This window comes from Collinsella sp. AF04-24, assembly GCF_003465685.1.
In the GTDB taxonomy this organism is placed as follows: domain Bacteria; phylum Actinomycetota; class Coriobacteriia; order Coriobacteriales; family Coriobacteriaceae; genus Collinsella; species Collinsella aerofaciens_AP.
Window position 1 is genome coordinate 18,318 of the sequence record NZ_QSBK01000025.1, and the last position, 17,010, is coordinate 35,327.

At 60.1% G+C, this 17,010-nt stretch carries 15 protein-coding genes and 3 tRNA genes; 11 read left to right on the plus strand and 7 right to left on the minus strand.

Annotated features, from left to right (window positions below):
• Positions 1–25: 25 nt before the first annotated feature.
• Together DWV32_RS10250 and DWV32_RS09100 are read right to left on the minus strand one after the other, a co-directional pair.
• Complete coding sequence (locus tag DWV32_RS10250) at positions 26–1,834, minus strand: hypothetical protein (RefSeq protein ID WP_158566136.1); 1,809 nt, start codon at positions 1,832–1,834, stop codon at positions 26–28.
• Positions 1,835–1,973: 139 nt separating this feature from the next.
• Positions 1,974–2,405, minus strand: a complete 432-nt coding sequence (locus DWV32_RS09100; RefSeq protein WP_117757946.1) for an Rrf2 family transcriptional regulator — start codon at positions 2,403–2,405, stop codon at positions 1,974–1,976.
• 224 nt (positions 2,406–2,629) lie between these two features.
• Here DWV32_RS09100 and sufC point away from each other — a divergent pair, with 224 nt between their 5' ends.
• Genes sufC through sufU form a run of 5 tightly spaced genes read left to right on the plus strand, consistent with a single transcriptional unit; the run spans position 2,630 to position 7,875 of the window.
• Positions 2,630–3,430 carry a Fe-S cluster assembly ATPase SufC gene (sufC, locus tag DWV32_RS09105; RefSeq protein WP_117757947.1) on the plus strand — a complete coding sequence of 267 codons (801 nt, stop codon included), beginning with the start codon at positions 2,630–2,632 and terminating at the stop codon, positions 3,428–3,430.
• A 12-nt stretch (positions 3,431–3,442) separates the two neighbouring features.
• Positions 3,443–4,855 carry a Fe-S cluster assembly protein SufB gene (gene sufB, locus DWV32_RS09110; RefSeq protein WP_022094821.1) on the plus strand — a complete coding sequence of 471 codons (1,413 nt, stop codon included), beginning with the start codon at positions 3,443–3,445 and terminating at the stop codon, positions 4,853–4,855.
• Complete coding sequence (locus tag DWV32_RS09115; RefSeq protein ID WP_117563903.1) at positions 4,855–6,126, plus strand: SufD family Fe-S cluster assembly protein; 1,272 nt, start codon at positions 4,855–4,857, stop codon at positions 6,124–6,126. The genes sufB and DWV32_RS09115 overlap by 1 nt, the downstream gene beginning before the upstream one ends.
• On the plus strand, positions 6,123–7,448 hold the full coding sequence (locus tag DWV32_RS09120; RefSeq protein WP_199577004.1) for an aminotransferase class V-fold PLP-dependent enzyme: 1,326 nt from the start codon (positions 6,123–6,125) through the stop codon (positions 7,446–7,448). The genes DWV32_RS09115 and DWV32_RS09120 overlap by 4 nt, the downstream gene beginning before the upstream one ends.
• Complete coding sequence (gene sufU, locus DWV32_RS09125) at positions 7,441–7,875, plus strand: Fe-S cluster assembly sulfur transfer protein SufU (protein WP_117583738.1); 435 nt, start codon at positions 7,441–7,443, stop codon at positions 7,873–7,875. Before DWV32_RS09120 ends, sufU begins: the two co-directional genes overlap by 8 nt.
• Positions 7,876–7,940: 65 nt before the next feature.
• Here the strand turns inward: sufU and DWV32_RS09130 are convergent, their stop codons facing one another.
• A complete protein-coding gene (locus DWV32_RS09130; RefSeq protein ID WP_117583739.1) occupies positions 7,941–8,741 on the minus strand; it encodes a transposase in 801 nt (266 codons plus the stop codon).
• A gap of 403 nt (positions 8,742–9,144) precedes the next feature.
• On the opposite strand from DWV32_RS09130, the gene DWV32_RS09135 reads away from it, so the two are divergent.
• The 4 genes from DWV32_RS09135 to dinD all read left to right on the plus strand — a co-directional run bounded on the left by DWV32_RS09135 (position 9,145) and on the right by dinD (position 13,707).
• Positions 9,145–9,879, plus strand: a complete 735-nt coding sequence (locus DWV32_RS09135) for an iron-sulfur cluster assembly scaffold protein (RefSeq protein ID WP_006235554.1) — start codon at positions 9,145–9,147, stop codon at positions 9,877–9,879.
• Between the two features lie 18 nt (positions 9,880–9,897).
• A complete protein-coding gene (locus DWV32_RS09140; protein ID WP_055252290.1) occupies positions 9,898–10,902 on the plus strand; it encodes a GGGtGRT protein in 1,005 nt (334 codons plus the stop codon).
• Between the two features lie 256 nt (positions 10,903–11,158).
• On the plus strand, positions 11,159–12,685 hold the full coding sequence (locus DWV32_RS09145; RefSeq protein ID WP_117757948.1) for an FAD-dependent oxidoreductase: 1,527 nt from the start codon (positions 11,159–11,161) through the stop codon (positions 12,683–12,685).
• A gap of 161 nt (positions 12,686–12,846) precedes the next feature.
• Complete coding sequence (gene dinD, locus DWV32_RS09150) at positions 12,847–13,707, plus strand: DNA damage-inducible protein D (protein ID WP_117757949.1); 861 nt, start codon at positions 12,847–12,849, stop codon at positions 13,705–13,707.
• 260 nt (positions 13,708–13,967) lie between these two features.
• On the opposite strand, the gene DWV32_RS09155 is transcribed toward dinD, so the two are convergent.
• From DWV32_RS09155 to DWV32_RS09165, 3 genes are all read right to left on the minus strand, one after another.
• A tRNA-Lys gene (locus DWV32_RS09155) sits at positions 13,968–14,043 on the minus strand.
• 43 nt (positions 14,044–14,086) lie between these two features.
• Positions 14,087–14,162: transfer RNA gene (locus DWV32_RS09160), tRNA-Lys, on the minus strand.
• 22 nt (positions 14,163–14,184) lie between these two features.
• Positions 14,185–14,261 (minus strand) — tRNA-His (locus tag DWV32_RS09165).
• 164 nt (positions 14,262–14,425) lie between these two features.
• On the opposite strand from DWV32_RS09165, the gene DWV32_RS09170 reads away from it, so the two are divergent.
• Together DWV32_RS09170 and DWV32_RS09175 are read left to right on the plus strand one after the other, a co-directional pair.
• Positions 14,426–15,607: a pyridoxal phosphate-dependent aminotransferase gene (locus DWV32_RS09170; protein WP_117757950.1), complete on the plus strand. Its 1,182-nt coding sequence runs from the start codon at positions 14,426–14,428 to the stop codon at positions 15,605–15,607.
• A gap of 137 nt (positions 15,608–15,744) precedes the next feature.
• Positions 15,745–16,632, plus strand: a complete 888-nt coding sequence (locus DWV32_RS09175) for an ROK family protein (protein WP_117757951.1) — start codon at positions 15,745–15,747, stop codon at positions 16,630–16,632.
• Positions 16,633–16,747: 115 nt separating this feature from the next.
• Here the strand turns inward: DWV32_RS09175 and DWV32_RS09180 are convergent.
• Positions 16,748–17,010, minus strand: a 263-nt coding sequence (locus DWV32_RS09180) for a VanZ family protein (protein ID WP_147346226.1), incomplete at its 5' end; no start/stop codon positions are given.

The window sequence follows — 17,010 nt, forward strand, 5'->3', positions numbered from 1 at the left end:
CTCTTATAGAAAACGATCTAGAAGATTACTCCTCCGAGCCGTCCTCCCCAGAAGCCTTCTTCTGCTGATCGAGCTTATGCTTACCACTTACGATAGACGTAGCGCCCAGTGTGGCCAAGCTCGCGCTGGCAAGGCTCGCCATCACAATCAGATCGCCCGTCTTGGGCATGTTGCCGCCCGAGGACTTGGTAGTTGTAGTCGTCGTGGTCGTGGTGGTCACCGTTTTGGAGTCATTTTGCTCTTGGACCTGGTTGTCAGCACCGCTCTTGTCGTCGTCTTCGGACTGTTTCTTTTCGCCCTCGGCCTTGCTCTTGTCCTTCTCCTCAGATTCAGACTTCTTATCCTCGTCCTTCTTCTGTTCGGACTTGTCGCTCTTCTCCTCAGAGCTAGAACCCTTATCGGATTCGGTCTTCTCGGAAGCCTTGTCCTTGGAGTCGCCCTTTGCGGCTTCGATCTTTTCCGTGGAAACCTGATCAGAGTTGCCCTTGTTCTGGGTCGAGCCGTTATTGACGCCAGCCATCAGCGAAGAGCCCAGCGTAGAGCCAAGCTGCTCGGAGAAAGAAGGCTTCTTGTCCGGCGAAGCAACGGGAACGTCCGGCGCCTTATTCGAGTCATCCTTGGAAGCATCGGAACCAGGGGTTGCGTCAGAGCCGGAGCCGTTGTTAGAGCCGGTGCCAATGGACGAATCGCTCGAGCCGGTGGATGAGTTAGAGGTGCCAGCGCCGGTCGAACCAGAAGCGTCGCTGTCCGTATTGCCGGCAGAGCTTGAAGACGAATCGCCCGCAGCAGAGCCGTTTGAATCGGAACCGTTCGAGGTAGAGCCGTTGTTGGTAGTGCCACCAGCAGAGCCATCACCGTCAGCACCGGTCGAGGGCGCATCCATCCTGTCATCGTTGGCATCGTCGCTCGAGTCGTCATTCGAATCAGGCGTCGGCGAGGGCGCCGGCGTAGGTTCGGGCTGCACGGGCGTCGCAGCGGCCTCGTCCTCGGCGATATAAACCAAGCAGTCCTTCAGCTCATTGCGGTAGCGGTTCTTCCAGCCCTCATGATACTGGGGCTGGCTCGAATACTTGGTCGCCACGTTATTGACCACACTGTTGGAAAGCGCCGTCACAAACTCGCGGTCGGACATATCGTTGGAGAGATTCGCCCAACGGAAGAAGTCCCTGCAGCCACCGGTGCCGCACATGTTGGTGATGCTCCACACCATGCCCTTAACGCAATCGGCACGGCCCGAAATATCAATGCCCAGGCCACTCTTGAGCCACGCCTCGGTCACCGCATAGTACGAGTTGTACGCATAGGCATCTTGAAGAGCTGAGAACTCAACAGGATCGATGTTATAAGCGCCCTGGAAGGCCTCCTGCGCAATACGGCCCAACTCGGTGAGCTGGCCGTTCTCGTACATGGCATTGCTCATGTTGGAAATCTCGCTGCCGCGATCAATCGCATCCTTGAGCATGCTGTATTTTTCGGGGTTGTAGTTGTAGGCCTGCTTCATAAACGGAATGAGCGACCAACGACGGTCGAACTGGTAATAACCCAGCGCGTTATAACCGTCACCGTACGAAAAGCCCTGGTTATAGTTGCCGTGACTCTCATATTTGGTGAAGTACTTCATCTCGGGAGTCACGTTAACAAACGAAACGCCCTGGACCGACCTCAGCACGCCCGAAAAGGACTGCTGGGTATAGAGACCCTTATCGATATCGGTCGCATCCGAGGCAACGCCCGGCGTGGGCTCCTCGGCAGCGGCGGGCGCCGGCGCGGAAACGGCGCCAAACGAAAGCGCCAGCGTCAGGCCCGCGACAATCGCAGAATGCTTGGGCTGCATAAGATCCTCCCTGCATTGGTGTAGTTAAAGTGCAGTTTGCAAAGATAAAAATAAGTATTGCAGCTCGCCCGTTGTTGCACAACAACCCCTCGGTAAACGGCAACAACCCTCCGCGAAATCTTAAGGAATTGCGCTCGACCTACAGCTTGATGTCAAAGTTAATCTCGGGGACGGCAGCAAGGTCGGCCAACGTCACGCCGTCGACGTACTTTTCGATCACGTCGTCCAGACCGCGCCAGAATTTGACGGTCGAGCAGAGATCGCTGCGGGCGCAGCTGTTGTCGATACCATCGCACGCCACCGGAGCAGTACTGCCCTCGACAGCGCGCAGGATGTCGCCAGCACGCACCTCGGATGGATCCTTGGCCATCATGTAGCCGCCGCCCTTGCCGCGCACGCTCTTAAGCAGGCCAGCCTTCATAAGTGGACGAACCAGCTGTTCCAGATACTTTTGCGAGATACGCTCGCGGTCGGCAACCTCGCGCAGGGCAATCTTGCCCTCGGCGTCGCCCAGCGCCGCGATATAGATCATCAGCCGGAGGGCATAGCGGCCCTTGGAAGAAATGAGCATACCTACCCTCCCATCGCATCTGGGACAACATAACCAGGTTTGTTTGTCCCATTTCTTAAGTAAATGGGACAAACACAACAGGTTATGTTGTCCCAGAATTTGAAAAGTCGAGTGGATTAGTCGGGTTTTCCCTTGACTAACGCCAAACCCATAGTAACTTTATTCCGAGAAGATTCCTAGGGTTTCGCACACCCATGAGTACACCATATACAGAGAGGGACAGCATGAGCGCAAATCCGCTGCTTTCCATCGAAGGTCTGACCGCCTCCGTGGACGAGAAGACCATCCTCCACAACGTCAACCTCAACGTCGCCGCCGGCGAGACCCACGTGCTGATGGGACCCAACGGCGCCGGCAAGTCCACCCTTGGCCACCTGGTCATGGGCGACCCCGTCTACACCGTCAACGACGGCCGTATTGTCTTTGACGGCCAGGACATCACCGAGCTCACCACCGACAAGCGCTCGCGTGCCGGCCTGTTCCTGAGCTTCCAGGCCCCGGTCGAGATCCCAGGCGTGCCGCTGTCGAGCTTTTTGCGCGCCAGCATCGCCGGCCGCCCCGGTCTGGAGATGAAGGGCAAGGAGTTCCGCCGTCGCGTCAAAGAGCTCGCGGCCGAGCTCAACATGGATACCGCCTACCTCAACCGCGAGCTGGGCGTGGGCTTCTCGGGCGGCGAGAAGAAGAAGGTAGAAATGCTCCAGCTTCTGCTGCTGCAGCCCAAGCTCGCCATCCTGGACGAGACCGACTCGGGCCTGGACGTCGACGCCCTGTCCACCGTCAGCCACGGCATGGACGCCTACCGCAAGAGCTGCGACGGCTCCATGCTCATCATCACGCACAACACGCGCATCCTGGAGCACCTTGATGTCGACCGCGTTCACGTGATGGTAAAGGGCCACATCGTGCGCGAGGACGACGCCTCGCTCATCCCCTGGATCGACAAGAACGGCTTTGAAACCTTCGAGCGCGAGGCAGCCGAGCAGCGCACCCAGGCCGAGGCCGCTGCTGTCGAGCAGCAGGCGTAAAGGGGCGACGCAATGACCAAGAACCGCACCGAGGTCGCGGACATCGACCGCAGCCTCTACGACTTCACCTACGGCGAGGAGGGATTCGAGCGCCTCGACGCCGGCATCACGCCCGACATCGTGCGCGAGATCAGCGCCAAGAAGGACGAGCCACAGTGGATGCTTGACCTGCGCCTCAAGTCCCTCGAGATTTTCAATCGTTTTCCCGATCCGACGTGGGGCCCCTCCATCGAGGGCCTGGACATGGACAACATCGTCACCTACGTCAAGCCCAACACCGACCAAAAGCACGACTGGGAGTCGGTGCCCGACGACATCAAGAACACCTTTGAGCGCCTGGGCATTCCCGAGGCCGAGCGCAGCTACCTGGCAGGCGTCGGCGCGCAGTACGACTCCGAGCTCGTCTACCACAACATGCAGGACACCGCGTCCAAGATGGGTATCGTCTACTCCGGTATTGAAGAAGCCCTGCACGATCCACAGTGGGAACCGCTCATCCACGAGAAGTTTATGACGCTCATCCCGCCCACCGACCACAAGTTTGCGGCCCTGCACGGCGCCGTATGGTCGGGCGGCTCGTTTGTCTACGTGCCCAAGGGCACCAAGTTGGACTTCCCGCTGCAGAGCTACTTCCGCCTCAACGCCAAGGGTGCCGGCCAGTTTGAGCACACGCTCATCATCGTCGAGGACGATGCCGACCTGCACTTTATCGAGGGTTGCTCCGCGCCCAAGTACAACGTGGCCAACCTCCACGCCGGCGCCGTCGAGCTCTTTGTGGGCAAGCGTGCGCACCTGCGCTACTCGACTATCGAGAACTGGTCCAAGAACATGTACAACCTCAACACCAAGCGTGCGCGCGTGGACGAGGACGGCGACATCGAGTGGATCAGTGGCTCCTTCGGCAGCCACGTGGGCTACCTCTACCCCATGAGCGTGCTCAACGGCCGCCGCGCTCGCTCGAGCTTTACCGGCATCACCTTTGCCGGCGCCGGGCAGAATCTCGACACCGGCTGCAAGGTCGTGCTCAACGCCCCCGAGACCTCGGCGACCGTCGAGACCAAGGGCATCTCCAAGAGCGGCGGCATCCAGACGTTCCGCAGCTCTATTGTGGCGACACCCAAGGCCGAGGGTTCCAAGGCAACCGTGAGCTGCCAGTCGCTGATGCTCGACGACCAGAGCCGCTCCGATACCATCCCCGCTATGGACATCCGCGCCAAGAACGTCGACATCGGCCACGAGGCCACCATCGGCCGCATCGGCGACGACAAGGTGTTCTACCTGATGAGCCGCGGTATCTCGGAGGAAGAGGCCCGCACCATGATCGTCAACGGCTTTGCCAACCCGGTCTCCAAGGAGCTGCCGCTTGAGTACGCCGTCGAGATGAACAACCTGATCAAGCTCGAGATGGAAGGAGCGATCGGATAATGAAACAGACCACGAACACCGCTGCGACCACGCTCGAGCAGGTTAATGCGATGCCGGCCGCAACTTGGGGCTGGCTCAAGATGAACCAGACCAAGCTCGAGCTTTCGGACGAACTTGCCGCCGCCCCCGCCGAGGCCGTTGAGGTCGAGGGCTTGGACGAGCAGCTTGCCGGCTCGGCCGACGCCTTCGACGCCGCCATGGACGCCATGGCCGAGCGCTTCCCCGAGCGCCGCGCCTCCGCCCCCGGCGACGCTGCCGACCGTGCCCGCATCACGCCCGAGACCGAGCTCGACGTGCCCGCCACCTCTGTTTACCAGGCCGGCGCCATCAAGCTCGAGGAGGAGCTCTCCCCTGCCGAGGCCTTCGAGACCGGCATGGGCGAGGCCGCCTATGCGTATCTGACCGAGCACGCCACCAAGCGCATCGTCATCGATGTTCCCGCCTACCAGCACGCCGCCGTTACCGTGCGCGTGAGTGGCGTCGACGCAGCGGCTGCGATTGCCGCCATCGACGTCGTCGCCCGCCCGCAGGCAACGCTCGACCTCGCCCTAGCCCTGGACTCCCCCGTTGCCGGCGAGGGCGTCGTGGGCTCCGTGCTGCGTGTGTGCGCCCACGAGTACGCCACCGTCAACGTGACCTGCACGCAGACACTCGACGACAGCTGGATCGCACTCGACGACACCGGCCTGTTCCTAGACGAGGGCGCGCGCGTCAACGTGCAGCACACTGTCCTGGGTGCCGGCGCCAGCGCCACCGGCCTTGCCGGCGACCTGCTGGGCGATACCGCCAAGGTCACCATCGATACCGATTACCTGGGCGCCTGCGAGCAGGTGCGCGACTTTAACTACGAGCTGCGCCACCGCGGTCGCAAGACCGAGTGCGAGATCGACGCCAACGGCGTGCTGACCGGCACGTCCAAGAAGGTCTACCGCGGCACCATCGACCTCGTGCACGGCTGCAAGGGTGCAACCGGCACCGAGCGCGAGACGGTGCTTTTGGCCAACAAGGGCGTCGACAACAAGACCGTCCCCGTCATCCTCTGCGACGAGGACGACGTCGCCGGCAACCACGGCGCCACCATCGGTCACGTCCGCGACGAGCAGCTGTTCTACCTCGCCTGCCGCGGCCTTGACCAAAACGCCGCCGAGGACCTGTTCATCCGCGCCAAGCTGGAAGACGCCGCGCTTTCCGCCACCGACGAGCGTACCCGCGCCGCCGTCGTCCGCTTGGGCAACAACCTGATCGACAACTTTGAAGAGGAGCTCGCATGATCGACACCGAGCACGTTAAATGCGACACCTGTACCGCCCCCGAGCCCATGGAGCTCGACGCCAGCGACGAGGCCTCGCGCGGCTGGCCTACCGTAGACATCGAGACCAACCCCTACAAGGCACAGTTCCCGCTGTTCCAGCAGCATCCCGAGATCGCCTTCCTCGATAGTGCCGCCACCGCGCAGCGTCCCGCCTGCGTGCTCGACGCCGAGCGCGATTTCTACCAGCGCATGAACGCCAACCCCCTGCGCGGCCTGTACTCGCTGTCCGTCGAGGCCACCGACGCCATCGCGAAGGTCCGCCAGCAGATCGCTGACCTCATCGGCGCCTCACAGGCCAACGAGGTCGTCTTCACCCGCAACACGAGCGAGTCGCTCAACCTGGTCGCTAAGAGCTTTGCGCCCACAGTGCTCGAACCGGGCGACGAGGTCGTCATCACCATTATGGAGCACCACTCCAACCTGATTCCGTGGCAGCAGGTCTGCCGCGAAACCGGCGCCAAGCTCGTCTACCTCTACCCCACCAAGACCGGCCAGCTCACCACCGAGGAGGTTCTTGCCAAGGTGGGTCCCAAGACCAAGATCCTAGCCGTGGGACAGGTCTCCAACGTGCTGGGCGTCGAGAACCCGGTCAAGAACCTCGGCAAGCTCGTGCACAAGTACGGCGGCTATCTGGTCGTCGACGGCGCACAGTCGCTGCCGCACATGCCAGTCAATGTGGCCGATCTGGGCGCCGACTTCTTTGCCTTTAGCGCGCACAAGGCCATGGGCCCCATGGGCATCGGCGTGCTGTGGGGCAAGATGGATCTGCTCAACGCCATGCCGCCCATGCTTACCGGCGGTGAGATGATCGACTCGGTTACTGAGCAGGACGCCGTCTGGGCTCCCGTCCCCGAGAAGTTCGAGGCCGGCACGCAGGACGCCGCCGGCATCTTCGCCACAGGCGCCGCCCTCGACTACCTCGTCAACACGGTGGGCTACGAAAACATCCAGGCACGCGAGCAGGCACTCGTCCACTACCTGATGGGCGAGCTCATGCAGCTCGACTTTGTCCAGATCATCGGCTCAATCTATTGGGATAACCACCACGGCGTCGTGAGCTTTAATGTCAAGGGCATCCACCCGCACGATGTCGCGAGCATCATGGACATGGACGGCGTCTGCATCCGCGCCGGTCACCACTGCGCGCAGCCGCTGCTCACCTGGCTGGGCGTCGAGAACCTTGCCTGCTGCCGCGCCAGCGTGGCCTTCTACAACGACAAGGCCGATATCGACAAGTTCATCGCCGGCCTGCATCACGTTTGGAGCACGTTCAATGGGTAATCTGTACACCTCCACCACGTTTATGGAGCACAACTCGCACCCCGACTACAAGTACGAGATGGACGCCCCCACGCACGAGCACGACGGCATCAACCCCAGCTGCGGAGACGAGCTCACCTTGCAGCTACGTGTCGAGAACAACGTGATCGAGGAGGCCTCCTTTACCGGCCACGGCTGCGCCATCAGCCAGGCAAGCGCCGACATCATGGCCGACCTCATCACCGGCGAGACCGTCGAGGAAGCTCGCCGCTTGGCAGAGCTCTTCCTCGCCATGATCCGCGGCGAGCAGCTCTCCGAGGAGGACTTGGAAGACCTGGACGAGGCCGCCCAGCTCCAGGACATCTCGCACATGCCCGCCCGCGTCAAATGCGCCGAGCTCGCCTGGCGCACCCTCGACGGCATGCTCACGGGACAAAATAATCAGTAGTATTTGTCCCAAATCTTAAGAATTTTGTTGGCCGAATCGCTTGACAAGAGTGGTTCGGCCATTTTCTATTCCGAGCCCTCAGCCTGAGCATTCACCCGAACATAAGCGCGCACGATACGAGAGACGGTACTCTTGCTGATTCCCGTATATCGTTCGATCTCGCGCACCGTGTAGCCGACATCGTGCAGGGCGAAAATGATTCCATCTCGCCGCGAGGGCGCTACGGTCTTGAGTTCGTTGAGCGGCACGCCCAGGCGCTTCGCCATCTTGTCGGCAAACGCACGCCGCTCCCACTCTGTCTCATCCATATCGTGAATCACCGGATCGGAACCATCGGGCATCGACAGAGAATAATCCAGAAACCCCTTGGCAGACTCAAAGAGCTCAAGCACACAAGAAGGGTCCGAAAATCCCCTCGTCGTATCGTTGTCATACGCTCTCAGATACTCGGCAAAGCTGCTCCAGGGATAACGCTCGATCAGGGCGATACCCGCCTCCTGCGGATTAGCGTGAACATAGCGAATGGCAGCCATCAGATAACGGTCGGTATCGAGCGAGCGCCGGTCAAAACGGTTCTGGAACAGATGACCCGTGCGCCCCGTGCGCTTATTGAACCGCCGCGCGTACGTCAAAAGCAGCCGGTGCATCGCCGCGCTCATCGCGTCCTCGTAATCTGCAAGCACCAGATGCACGTGATTGCCCATAAGGCACCAGGCGATAACCGTCACGCCCGCCTCGCGGCAGCACTCGCGCATCAGCTCCAAAAACTCCCACCGGTCTTCATCGCCCTCAAAGATGAGCTGCTTGCCCACACCGCGGGCACAGACATGGTAAAAGCCGGTAACCGTTCTCCAAACGCGCTGCATGGCGCTCCCTTCGCCGGGATCTGATTGCCATCCAATACAGCACGATTGAAGCGTGCCATCAAAACATTCACGCAAAACAATACACTCGCGCGGCCAAAGGCAGTAAACGGGCGGCGAACGGCACCGTTGCAACAGGTCAACCCCTGCAACGCTTACAAGAGCTGACCAAAAGCTTGCCCAAGACGAACCCCCTCTACGGAAGTTCGCGACCACAGAACATATATTTAAACCGTTTCAATTAAAACTTCCGGACTTCTCGCTACGAAAACTGAGCCGTTCGCCGAATATTCCGTGCATTTCGCGGTATTATAGGGGCTGCATGTCATGTCCCTTTCGAAGGGTCGCCCGGCAATCGCCAGCCACGACCCCCAGACGGGACGCCAACACGATAGAGAGGAGAGGCATGCAGTACTCACAGGAAGTGGAGAACATGTGCCCCGTTGCCAAGGGTGCATACCACGGCCCCGCACCCATCCCCGAGGAGGGCAAGTGGGTCCAGGCTAAGGAGATTTCCGACATCTCCGGTCTTACGCACGGTGTGGGTTGGTGCGCACCTCAGCAGGGCGCCTGCAAGCTCACGCTGAACGTCAAGGACGGCATCATCGAGGAGGCCCTCGTTGAGACCATCGGCTGCTCGGGCATGACCCACTCTGCTGCCATGGCTTCCGAGATCCTTCCCGGTAAGACCATCCTCGAGGCCCTCAACACCGACCTCGTCTGCGACGCCATCAACGTTGCTATGCGCGAGATCTTCCTGCAGATCGTTTACGGCCGCAGCCAGACCGCGTTCTCCGAGGGCGGCCTGCCCGTGGGCGCCTCCCTCGACGACCTCGGCAAGGGCCTTCGCTCCCAGGTCGGCACCATGTTCGGCACCAAGGCCAAGGGCGCTCGTTACCTTGAGCTCGCTCAGGGCTACGTCACCCGCATGGCTCTCAACGACAAGAACGAGATCATCGCATTCGAGTTCCTGAACCTCGGCAAGTTCACCGACGCCGTCAAGGCCGGCAAGACCCCCGAGGAGGCCATCGCTGGCGCTATGGGCCACTATGGTCAGTGGGAGAACGCTGCCAAGTACATCGACCCGCGCACCGACGAGGAGACTCACTCCGTCGCCAGCGTGTTCCCGGTTCACGAGTAGAAAGGGAGGGAAATAACTATGACTGTTACGTTCGAAGGTTACGAGCGCCGCGCTGACAAGATCAACAAGTGCCTCGCCGACAACGGCATCGCCTCCCTCGAGGAAGCTCTGCAGATCTGCACCGACAAGGGCTTCAACCCGCGTGAGATCGTCAACAACACCCAGTCCATCGCCTTCCAGAACGCCGAGTGGGCCTACACCCTCGGTTGCGCTCTCGCTGTCAAGCGTGGCGCCAAGACCGCTTCTGAGGCTGCCGCCATCATCGGCGAGGGCATCCAGGCCTTCACCGTTCCCGGCTCCGTCGCCGAGGACCGCAAGGTCGGTCTGGGCCACGGCAACCTGGGCGCTATGCTGCTCTCCGACGACACCGAGTGCTTCGCCTTCCTGGCTGGCCACGAGTCCTTCGCTGCCGCTGAGGGTGCTATCGGCCTGGCTCTGAACGCCAACAAGGCTCGCAAGAAGCCGCTGCGCGTCATCCTCAACGGTCTGGGCAAGGACGCTGCTCAGATCATCGCCCGCATCAACGGCTTCACCTACGTGAAGACCCAGTTCGACTACTACACGGGCGAGCTCAAGGTCGTCGAGACCATCCCCTACTCCGATGGTCCCCGCGCTGCCGTTAACTGCTACGGCTCCGACGACGTCCGCGAGGGCGTTGCCATCATGTGGCACGAGAACGTCGACATCTCGATCACCGGTAACTCCACCAACCCCACGCGCTTCCAGCACCCCGTCGCTGGCACCTACAAGAAGGAGCGCCTCGAGGCTGGCAAGAAGTACTTCTCCGTCGCTTCTGGTGGCGGCACTGGCCGTACCCTGCACCCGGACAACATGGGCGCCGGCCCCGCCTCTTACGGCATGACCGACACCATGGGCCGTATGCACTCCGACGCCCAGTTCGCTGGTTCTTCCTCCGTGCCTGCGCACGTCGACATGATGGGTCTCATCGGCATGGGCAACAACCCCATGGTCGGTGCCACCGTCGCTTGCGCTGTCGCCGTCGAGGAGGCCCTCAAGGCCTAATCGCGCCCGCGCGATGCTCATATAGTTGAGCTTTAGAGCCGCTACCTTTTAAGGTGGCGGCTCTTTTTGTTTGCACTGTCGCAGGGTAGCTAATGCCGATATATCAGTTGGGGCAATATACGAGATGTGATGAGATGGAGCATCAGAACGCCCATGACGCCCACCTGCCATATGTGCCCTTTACCGATTTGCCGAGTCTTTGCGGCCCCATTGCCGATCACCCGTGCGACAATGCGCCGGACGAGAAAGGAATCCGATGGAATCGACTGATGTACTGGTAATTGGATCTGGCATTGCGGGCCTTTGCGCCGCCATCGAAGCGGCGCGCGCGGGCGTGACCGTCACTGTGGCAAGCGCCGGCAAGACTATGAGTGGATCAAGCTTCTTCCCCGGAACCTGGGGCTTGGGGCTTATCGGACCCGTTAACGAAGACGACGAACAAGACCTTATCGATACCATCCAGACCGTTGGTGGCGGCGTCGCCGACCCCGATCTTGTCCAGACGTTTGTCCACAGCATTCCCCAGGCAATTGAATGGCTCGAGCAAGACCTGGGTGTTGAGCTCCAGCGTCCGCAAAGCGCTGAAAGCGCTCAGCAAAAGCAATTTATCCCCTGCTTTGACCACAAGACGCGCATGTGGCGCGGCCTCACCCGCAAGCCCCTTGAGGACGCTCTGACGACCCGGATCGAGTCGCTCGGCATTCGCCTGCTCCCCCGCCATGAGCTTATCGACCTTGTTGAGGACACGAACGGCAGAATAACCGGAACCATGCTCTACGACCTCACCGAAAATCGAATCGTGCCCTTTGCTGCCAAGGCCACGATCATCGCAACCGGTGGCACAGGCGGCCTGTTCGAGCGCAGCCTTACGTCGGCTGATGTGCTCAGCTCCTCGCAGGCCATCGCGCTGGCGCACGGCGCAACACTTACTAATATAGAGTTCATGCAGATGATGCCCGGCATCATCGAGCCCAAGCGCAACCTGGTCTTCAACGAGAAAACCTGGCGCTACGTACATGTAGACCAGCCGGTAGATATTGCCGACGACAAGCTGGACGACCTGCTCGAGCAGCGCTCTGGATATGGTCCCTTCACGTCACGCTTGGCCTCCCGCGCTATCGATCTCGTCATCGATCAGGCAGGCGTCGAAGGCCTGGCACTCCACTACGACTTTCCCCGCGAGGATGTCCCAGAGTTTGTGCAGACCTTTGCCACCTGGCTGCAAGACGAGCACGGCATCGCCCCGACTGACGAGATGCGCGTTGCAATGTATGCCCACGCCGCTAACGGCGGCATCAAGATCGATAAGACCGCGCAAACGGGCGTTGAGGGCCTCTACGCTTGCGGTGAGGCGACAGGCGGCATGCACGGCGCCGACCGCATTGGTGGCTTGTCAAGCGCCAACGGCATCGTGTTCGGGCGCATCGCGGGCGCATCGGCAGCCCAAGCAGCACAGAAAGAGCCCGAGACAGCCCTGAAGGCGGATATCGCCCTCCCCCAGTACGGCATAGCCGCAACAGATGCCGAACGCCTGACACACAGCCTAAGGCACACGATGAGCACCTATTGCATGATCAACAGGACCGAAACAGGACTATCCGAGGCACTATACGAGCTTGAGGGCTTGAAGACGGAGGCAACGACCTTGAGCACACAGAAAGCCCAGGACAGCGAAGTCGCAGCCCTCGCCCGCCTGCAATCGCAGATTCAACTAGCACAGGAAATGATCAAAGCCATGCGTAAGCGAACCGAAAGTCTCGGATCGCACTATCGAGCCGACTAAGTCGAACACCCATCTAAAACAGAACACAGCTAATCGATATCTATAGGCCCCGTGAGCTCGAAATGACACGGGGCCCATTCGTGTCCGCACGGCAGCGTATCCTTATTCTGAGTACAGAGCGGGCAAAGCGCGCATAGACAATAGATCAGCGAGGAGGAGATATGGACAGTAGTGATATCGAGAAGTGGCGTGTCGAACTTGATAGCTACGCCAATGTGGAAGACGGCGTTGAGTATTGGCTCGCACGCGATTTAATGGAACCCATGGGATACACTCGATGGGAGAACTTCGCCGAAGTTGTTAAGAGGGCAAAAGTCTCGTGCGAAACAAATAAAACTCCAGTTGATTCCCATTTTCGTGACACCACGAAAATGATAACTGCCGGTGTCGCCGCTCGCGCGGTTAAAGACTACAAGCTTACGCGCTATGCATGCTATTTAATCGCCCAAAACGGAGATTCAAACAAGCCAGAGATCGCGCTCGCCCAGGCATACTTTGCCGTGCAGACGCGCCGCCAAGAGCTCATAGAGCAGCGCTTCGCAGAGATTCAGCGCTTACAGGCGCGCCACTCGCTATCCGATTCAGAGAAACAGCTCTCGGGTATTGCGTTCAAACGCGGCGTGGACTCCAAAGGATTCGCGATCATCAAGTCGAAGGGCGACGAAGCGTTATTCGGCGGCAGAAGCACGGCGGAAATGAAGCAGCAGCTCGGCATATCCAAGAGCGCGGCATTGGCGGACAGGTTAGCCGATGTCCTCATCAAAGCAAAGGACCTTACGAACTCGATGACGGCCTTCAACGCCGAGGAACACGACCTGTACGGTCTGGACCAGATCAAGCAAGAGCACGTCGAGAACAACACAAGCGTGCGTGGCAGCCTCATCGACCGCGGAATTGTCCCCGAGAACCTGCCACCTGCCGAGGATACAAAAAAGCTCGAGCGTCGCGTGAAGGCAGCGGAGAAGAAACTCAAGGAAGGTACTGACGGTTTTACCGATCCCCAGGGTAGACTCGATCTGTGAAAGCGGCCGTGCCCTTTCGGGTTCGACCCCATGTACTGTTAACAAAAAACGGCCAACCGAAGTTGACCGTCTTAACAATCTTTGGTGGGCCGTCAGGGGGTCAGCCTGCTGCGCAGGCGGCCGCTGCGGCGCTTCGCGCCTTGCGCGCTGCGCTGGCAAATGCTCGCGCATTTCCTCAGCTCCGCGCCCTTACGGGTTCGACCCCATGTACTGTTAACAAAAAAAGACGGCCAACTTTCGTTGACCGTCTAAACATGCTTTGGTGGGCCGTCAGGGGGTCGAACCCTGGACCTTGGGATTAAGAGTCCCCTGCTCTACCAACTGAGCTAACGACCCAAAGCTAAAGTCCGTGGTGGCGGACTTTAGAGGAGATATCGTGTGGTGGGCCGTCAGGGGCTCGAACCCTGGACCTTGGGATTAAGAGTCCCCTGCTCTACCAACTGAGCTAACGACCCGATATCGACACGAAGCAAGAACTGGGGTGGGTAAAGGGACTCGAACCCTCGACCTACGGGACCACAACCCGTCGCTCTAGCCAACTGAGCTACACCCACCGTGTCCTGTGCGCTTCGCGCTCGACTATTATTGCAAGGAACGCCACGCGATGCAAGCCCCAATTTTCAAGAATTTTGAAAAGAGTTTTTCGAGCCCGTTTCGAGCAAATCCCACCGGTTCCATAGGAGTAAACTTGCTCCACCCAATGCTCGAAAGGATAGGCATGAAAGAACTCTCCAACCGCACGGCGGCGTTTACCGATTCGGTCATCCGCCGCATGACGCGCATCTCCAACAAGTATGGTGCCGTCAACCTGTCGCAGGGCTTCCCCGATTTCGATCCCCCGGCGCAGCTGCTCGATAGCCTCAGCACCATTGCCACCGACCCCAAGCCGCTTTACCACCAGTACTCCATCACCTGGGGCTCCCAGGCCATGCGCGAGGCGCTTGCCGCCAAGCAGGAGCACTTTATGGGCATGCCGATCAACCCCAACGAGAACATCGTGGTCACCTGCGGCTCCACCGAGGCCATGATGGCCGCCATGATGACGGTCACGAACCCCGGCGACAAGGTCGTCATCTTCTCGCCATTCTACGAGAACTACGGCGCCGACACGATCCTTTCGGGTGCGGAGCCTATCTACGTGCCGCTCAACCCGCCCACCTTTGACTTTGACCGTGAGGTCCTGGAGGCGGCCTTCCGCGACAACGATCCCAAGGCGATCGTTCTATGCAACCCGTCCAACCCCTGCGGCAAGGTCTTTACCCGCGAGGAGCTCACCCTTATCGTCGACCTGTGCAAAAAGTATGACGCCTACTGCATCACCGACGAGGTCTACGAGCACATCGTCTACGCGCCCCACGAGCACGTGTACATGGCCACGCTGCCCGGCATGTTTGAGCGCACCATCAGCTGCAGCTCGCTATCCAAGACCTACTCCATCACCGGCTGGCGCCTGGGCTACACCATCGCTCCTGCCGAAATCACCGAGCGCATCAAAAAGGTTCACGACTTCCTCACCGTGGGCGCCGCCGCTCCCCTGCAAGAGGCCGTCGTCACCGCCCTCAACTTCGACGACAGCTATTACCAGGAGGTCCTCGACCTCTACACCGCCAAGCGCGACCTATTCTGTCAGGGACTCGACAGCATCGGACTCACGCACAACGTGCCGCAGGGCGCCTACTACGTGATGATGGATATCTCGGAGTTTGGCTATAACAGCGACCTCGACTTCTGCGAGGATTTGGCCTCCAAGGTGGGCGTGGGCGCCGTGCCCGGCTCGAGCTTCTTCCGCGAGCCCGTCAACCATCTGATTCGTTTCCACTTTGCCAAGCGAGACGAGACGCTCAACGCTGCGCTTGAGAACCTCAAGTCGCTACGTGATAAAATCGAACCGCGCGGGTAAGGACGGTCAGTAACTAAAGGCACTAAAGAAACCTCGTGAACCCGTTGGGCCACGAGGTTTCTTTTTATAGCGACCTCATTTATTTTTTTGAGCGCTATACATTAGTCACGGAGCAACTCATCCCAGAGAGGAATACTATGGCAGAGCAGCTTATCGGAGCGCTCGAGGCCGGCGGCACCAAGATGGTCTGCGCCACGGGCTATGCAGACGGTATGGTCCTGGAGTGCGAGCAGATCGCGACCACGACCCCGCAGGAGACCGTCGAGGCCGTCAACGCATGGTTTGCGAACAAGGGCATCGCCGCGCTGGGCATCGGCGCCTTTGGCCCCACCGCAGTCAACCCCGCCTCGCCCCAATACGGCAAGATCCTGGAGACGCCCAAAACGGCATGGCGCTACTTTGACCTGCTGGGCACCATCCAAAACGAGCTCAATATTCCCTGCGGCTACGACACCGACGTCAACGTCGCCTGCCTGGGCGAGGTCACCTTTGGTTGCGCCCAGGGCCTCACGGACGTGGTGTATCTGACCATCGGTACCGGCGTGGGCGCTGGCGTGCTCTCGGGCGGTAAGCTCGTGCACGGCATGATGCATCCCGAGGCCGGTCACATCCTGGTCACGCGCGACCCGCGCGACACCATTGGCGAGCACAGCGCCTGCCCCTTCCACGACAACTGCCTCGAGGGCCTCATCGCCGGCCCCGGCGTTAAAAGGCGCTGGGATGGCAAGAGCGCCGGAGACATGGCCGATGACCCGGAGGCCATGGATCTGCTCGCCGGCTATCTGGCGCAGGCGCTCATGACCTTCATCCTGTGCTATGCGCCGCAGAAGATCGTCATCGGCGGCGGCGTGGCCGACCACACCCCCATCGCGCCGCTCGCGCGCAAGAAGTGCGCCGAGATGCTCAACGGCTATATCGTCACGCCCGAGGTCAACGACATCGATACCTACATCGTCAACAACAGCCTCGAGGGCAAGCAGGGCATCATGGGCTGCCTGGCCCTAGGCGCACAGGCGCTTCAGTAACAGACGCACCCACAGGGCGTGGCGCACCCGGCAAATCCGACCTATGGAACGACGCCGCCACACCTCATATAAGCCCTCCAATAAAAAAGGCCGCCTAGGACCAAACAATGCGTCCTTAGGCGGCCTTTTTGGCGCACATCAGCGACCGTAAGAGATATCGGAGCACAACGCCCGTTGCCGCTCCACAGCAGTCGATCATCACATCAGTGATCATGCCGGCGCGTCCCGGCACAAAGAGCTGAATCGTCTCGTCGATCGAGGGAATCAGCAGCAGGAACACTGCCGTGGGCAGCAGCACGTCAAAGGTGCGTCGGCCCTCAAAATCAAAGGCTCTGTTAGACCAAGGTTGACATAAAAACGATGTCACCGCGAGGCGGT

What these genes read in the sequence shown, in the direction of transcription:
- DWV32_RS09130 (WP_117583739.1), bottom strand. Translation starts at nt 8,741, where the DNA reads ATGCAGCGCGTTTGGAGAACGGTTACCGGCTTTTACCATGTCTGTGCC.
- DWV32_RS09115 (WP_117563903.1), top strand. Translation starts at nt 4,855, where the DNA reads ATGAAACAGACCACGAACACCGCTGCGACCACGCTCGAGCAGGTTAAT.
- DWV32_RS09120 (WP_199577004.1), top strand. Translation starts at nt 6,123, where the DNA reads ATGATCGACACCGAGCACGTTAAATGCGACACCTGTACCGCCCCCGAG.
- sufC (WP_117757947.1), top strand. Translation starts at nt 2,630, where the DNA reads ATGAGCGCAAATCCGCTGCTTTCCATCGAAGGTCTGACCGCCTCCGTG.
- DWV32_RS09135 (WP_006235554.1), top strand. Translation starts at nt 9,145, where the DNA reads ATGCAGTACTCACAGGAAGTGGAGAACATGTGCCCCGTTGCCAAGGGT.
- DWV32_RS10250 (WP_158566136.1), bottom strand. Translation starts at nt 1,834, where the DNA reads ATGCAGCCCAAGCATTCTGCGATTGTCGCGGGCCTGACGCTGGCGCTT.
- dinD (WP_117757949.1), top strand. Translation starts at nt 12,847, where the DNA reads ATGGACAGTAGTGATATCGAGAAGTGGCGTGTCGAACTTGATAGCTAC.
- sufB (WP_022094821.1), top strand. Translation starts at nt 3,443, where the DNA reads ATGACCAAGAACCGCACCGAGGTCGCGGACATCGACCGCAGCCTCTAC.
- sufU (WP_117583738.1), top strand. Translation starts at nt 7,441, where the DNA reads ATGGGTAATCTGTACACCTCCACCACGTTTATGGAGCACAACTCGCAC.
- DWV32_RS09170 (WP_117757950.1), top strand. Translation starts at nt 14,426, where the DNA reads ATGAAAGAACTCTCCAACCGCACGGCGGCGTTTACCGATTCGGTCATC.
- DWV32_RS09175 (WP_117757951.1), top strand. Translation starts at nt 15,745, where the DNA reads ATGGCAGAGCAGCTTATCGGAGCGCTCGAGGCCGGCGGCACCAAGATG.
- DWV32_RS09145 (WP_117757948.1), top strand. Translation starts at nt 11,159, where the DNA reads ATGGAATCGACTGATGTACTGGTAATTGGATCTGGCATTGCGGGCCTT.
- DWV32_RS09100 (WP_117757946.1), bottom strand. Translation starts at nt 2,405, where the DNA reads ATGCTCATTTCTTCCAAGGGCCGCTATGCCCTCCGGCTGATGATCTAT.
- DWV32_RS09140 (WP_055252290.1), top strand. Translation starts at nt 9,898, where the DNA reads ATGACTGTTACGTTCGAAGGTTACGAGCGCCGCGCTGACAAGATCAAC.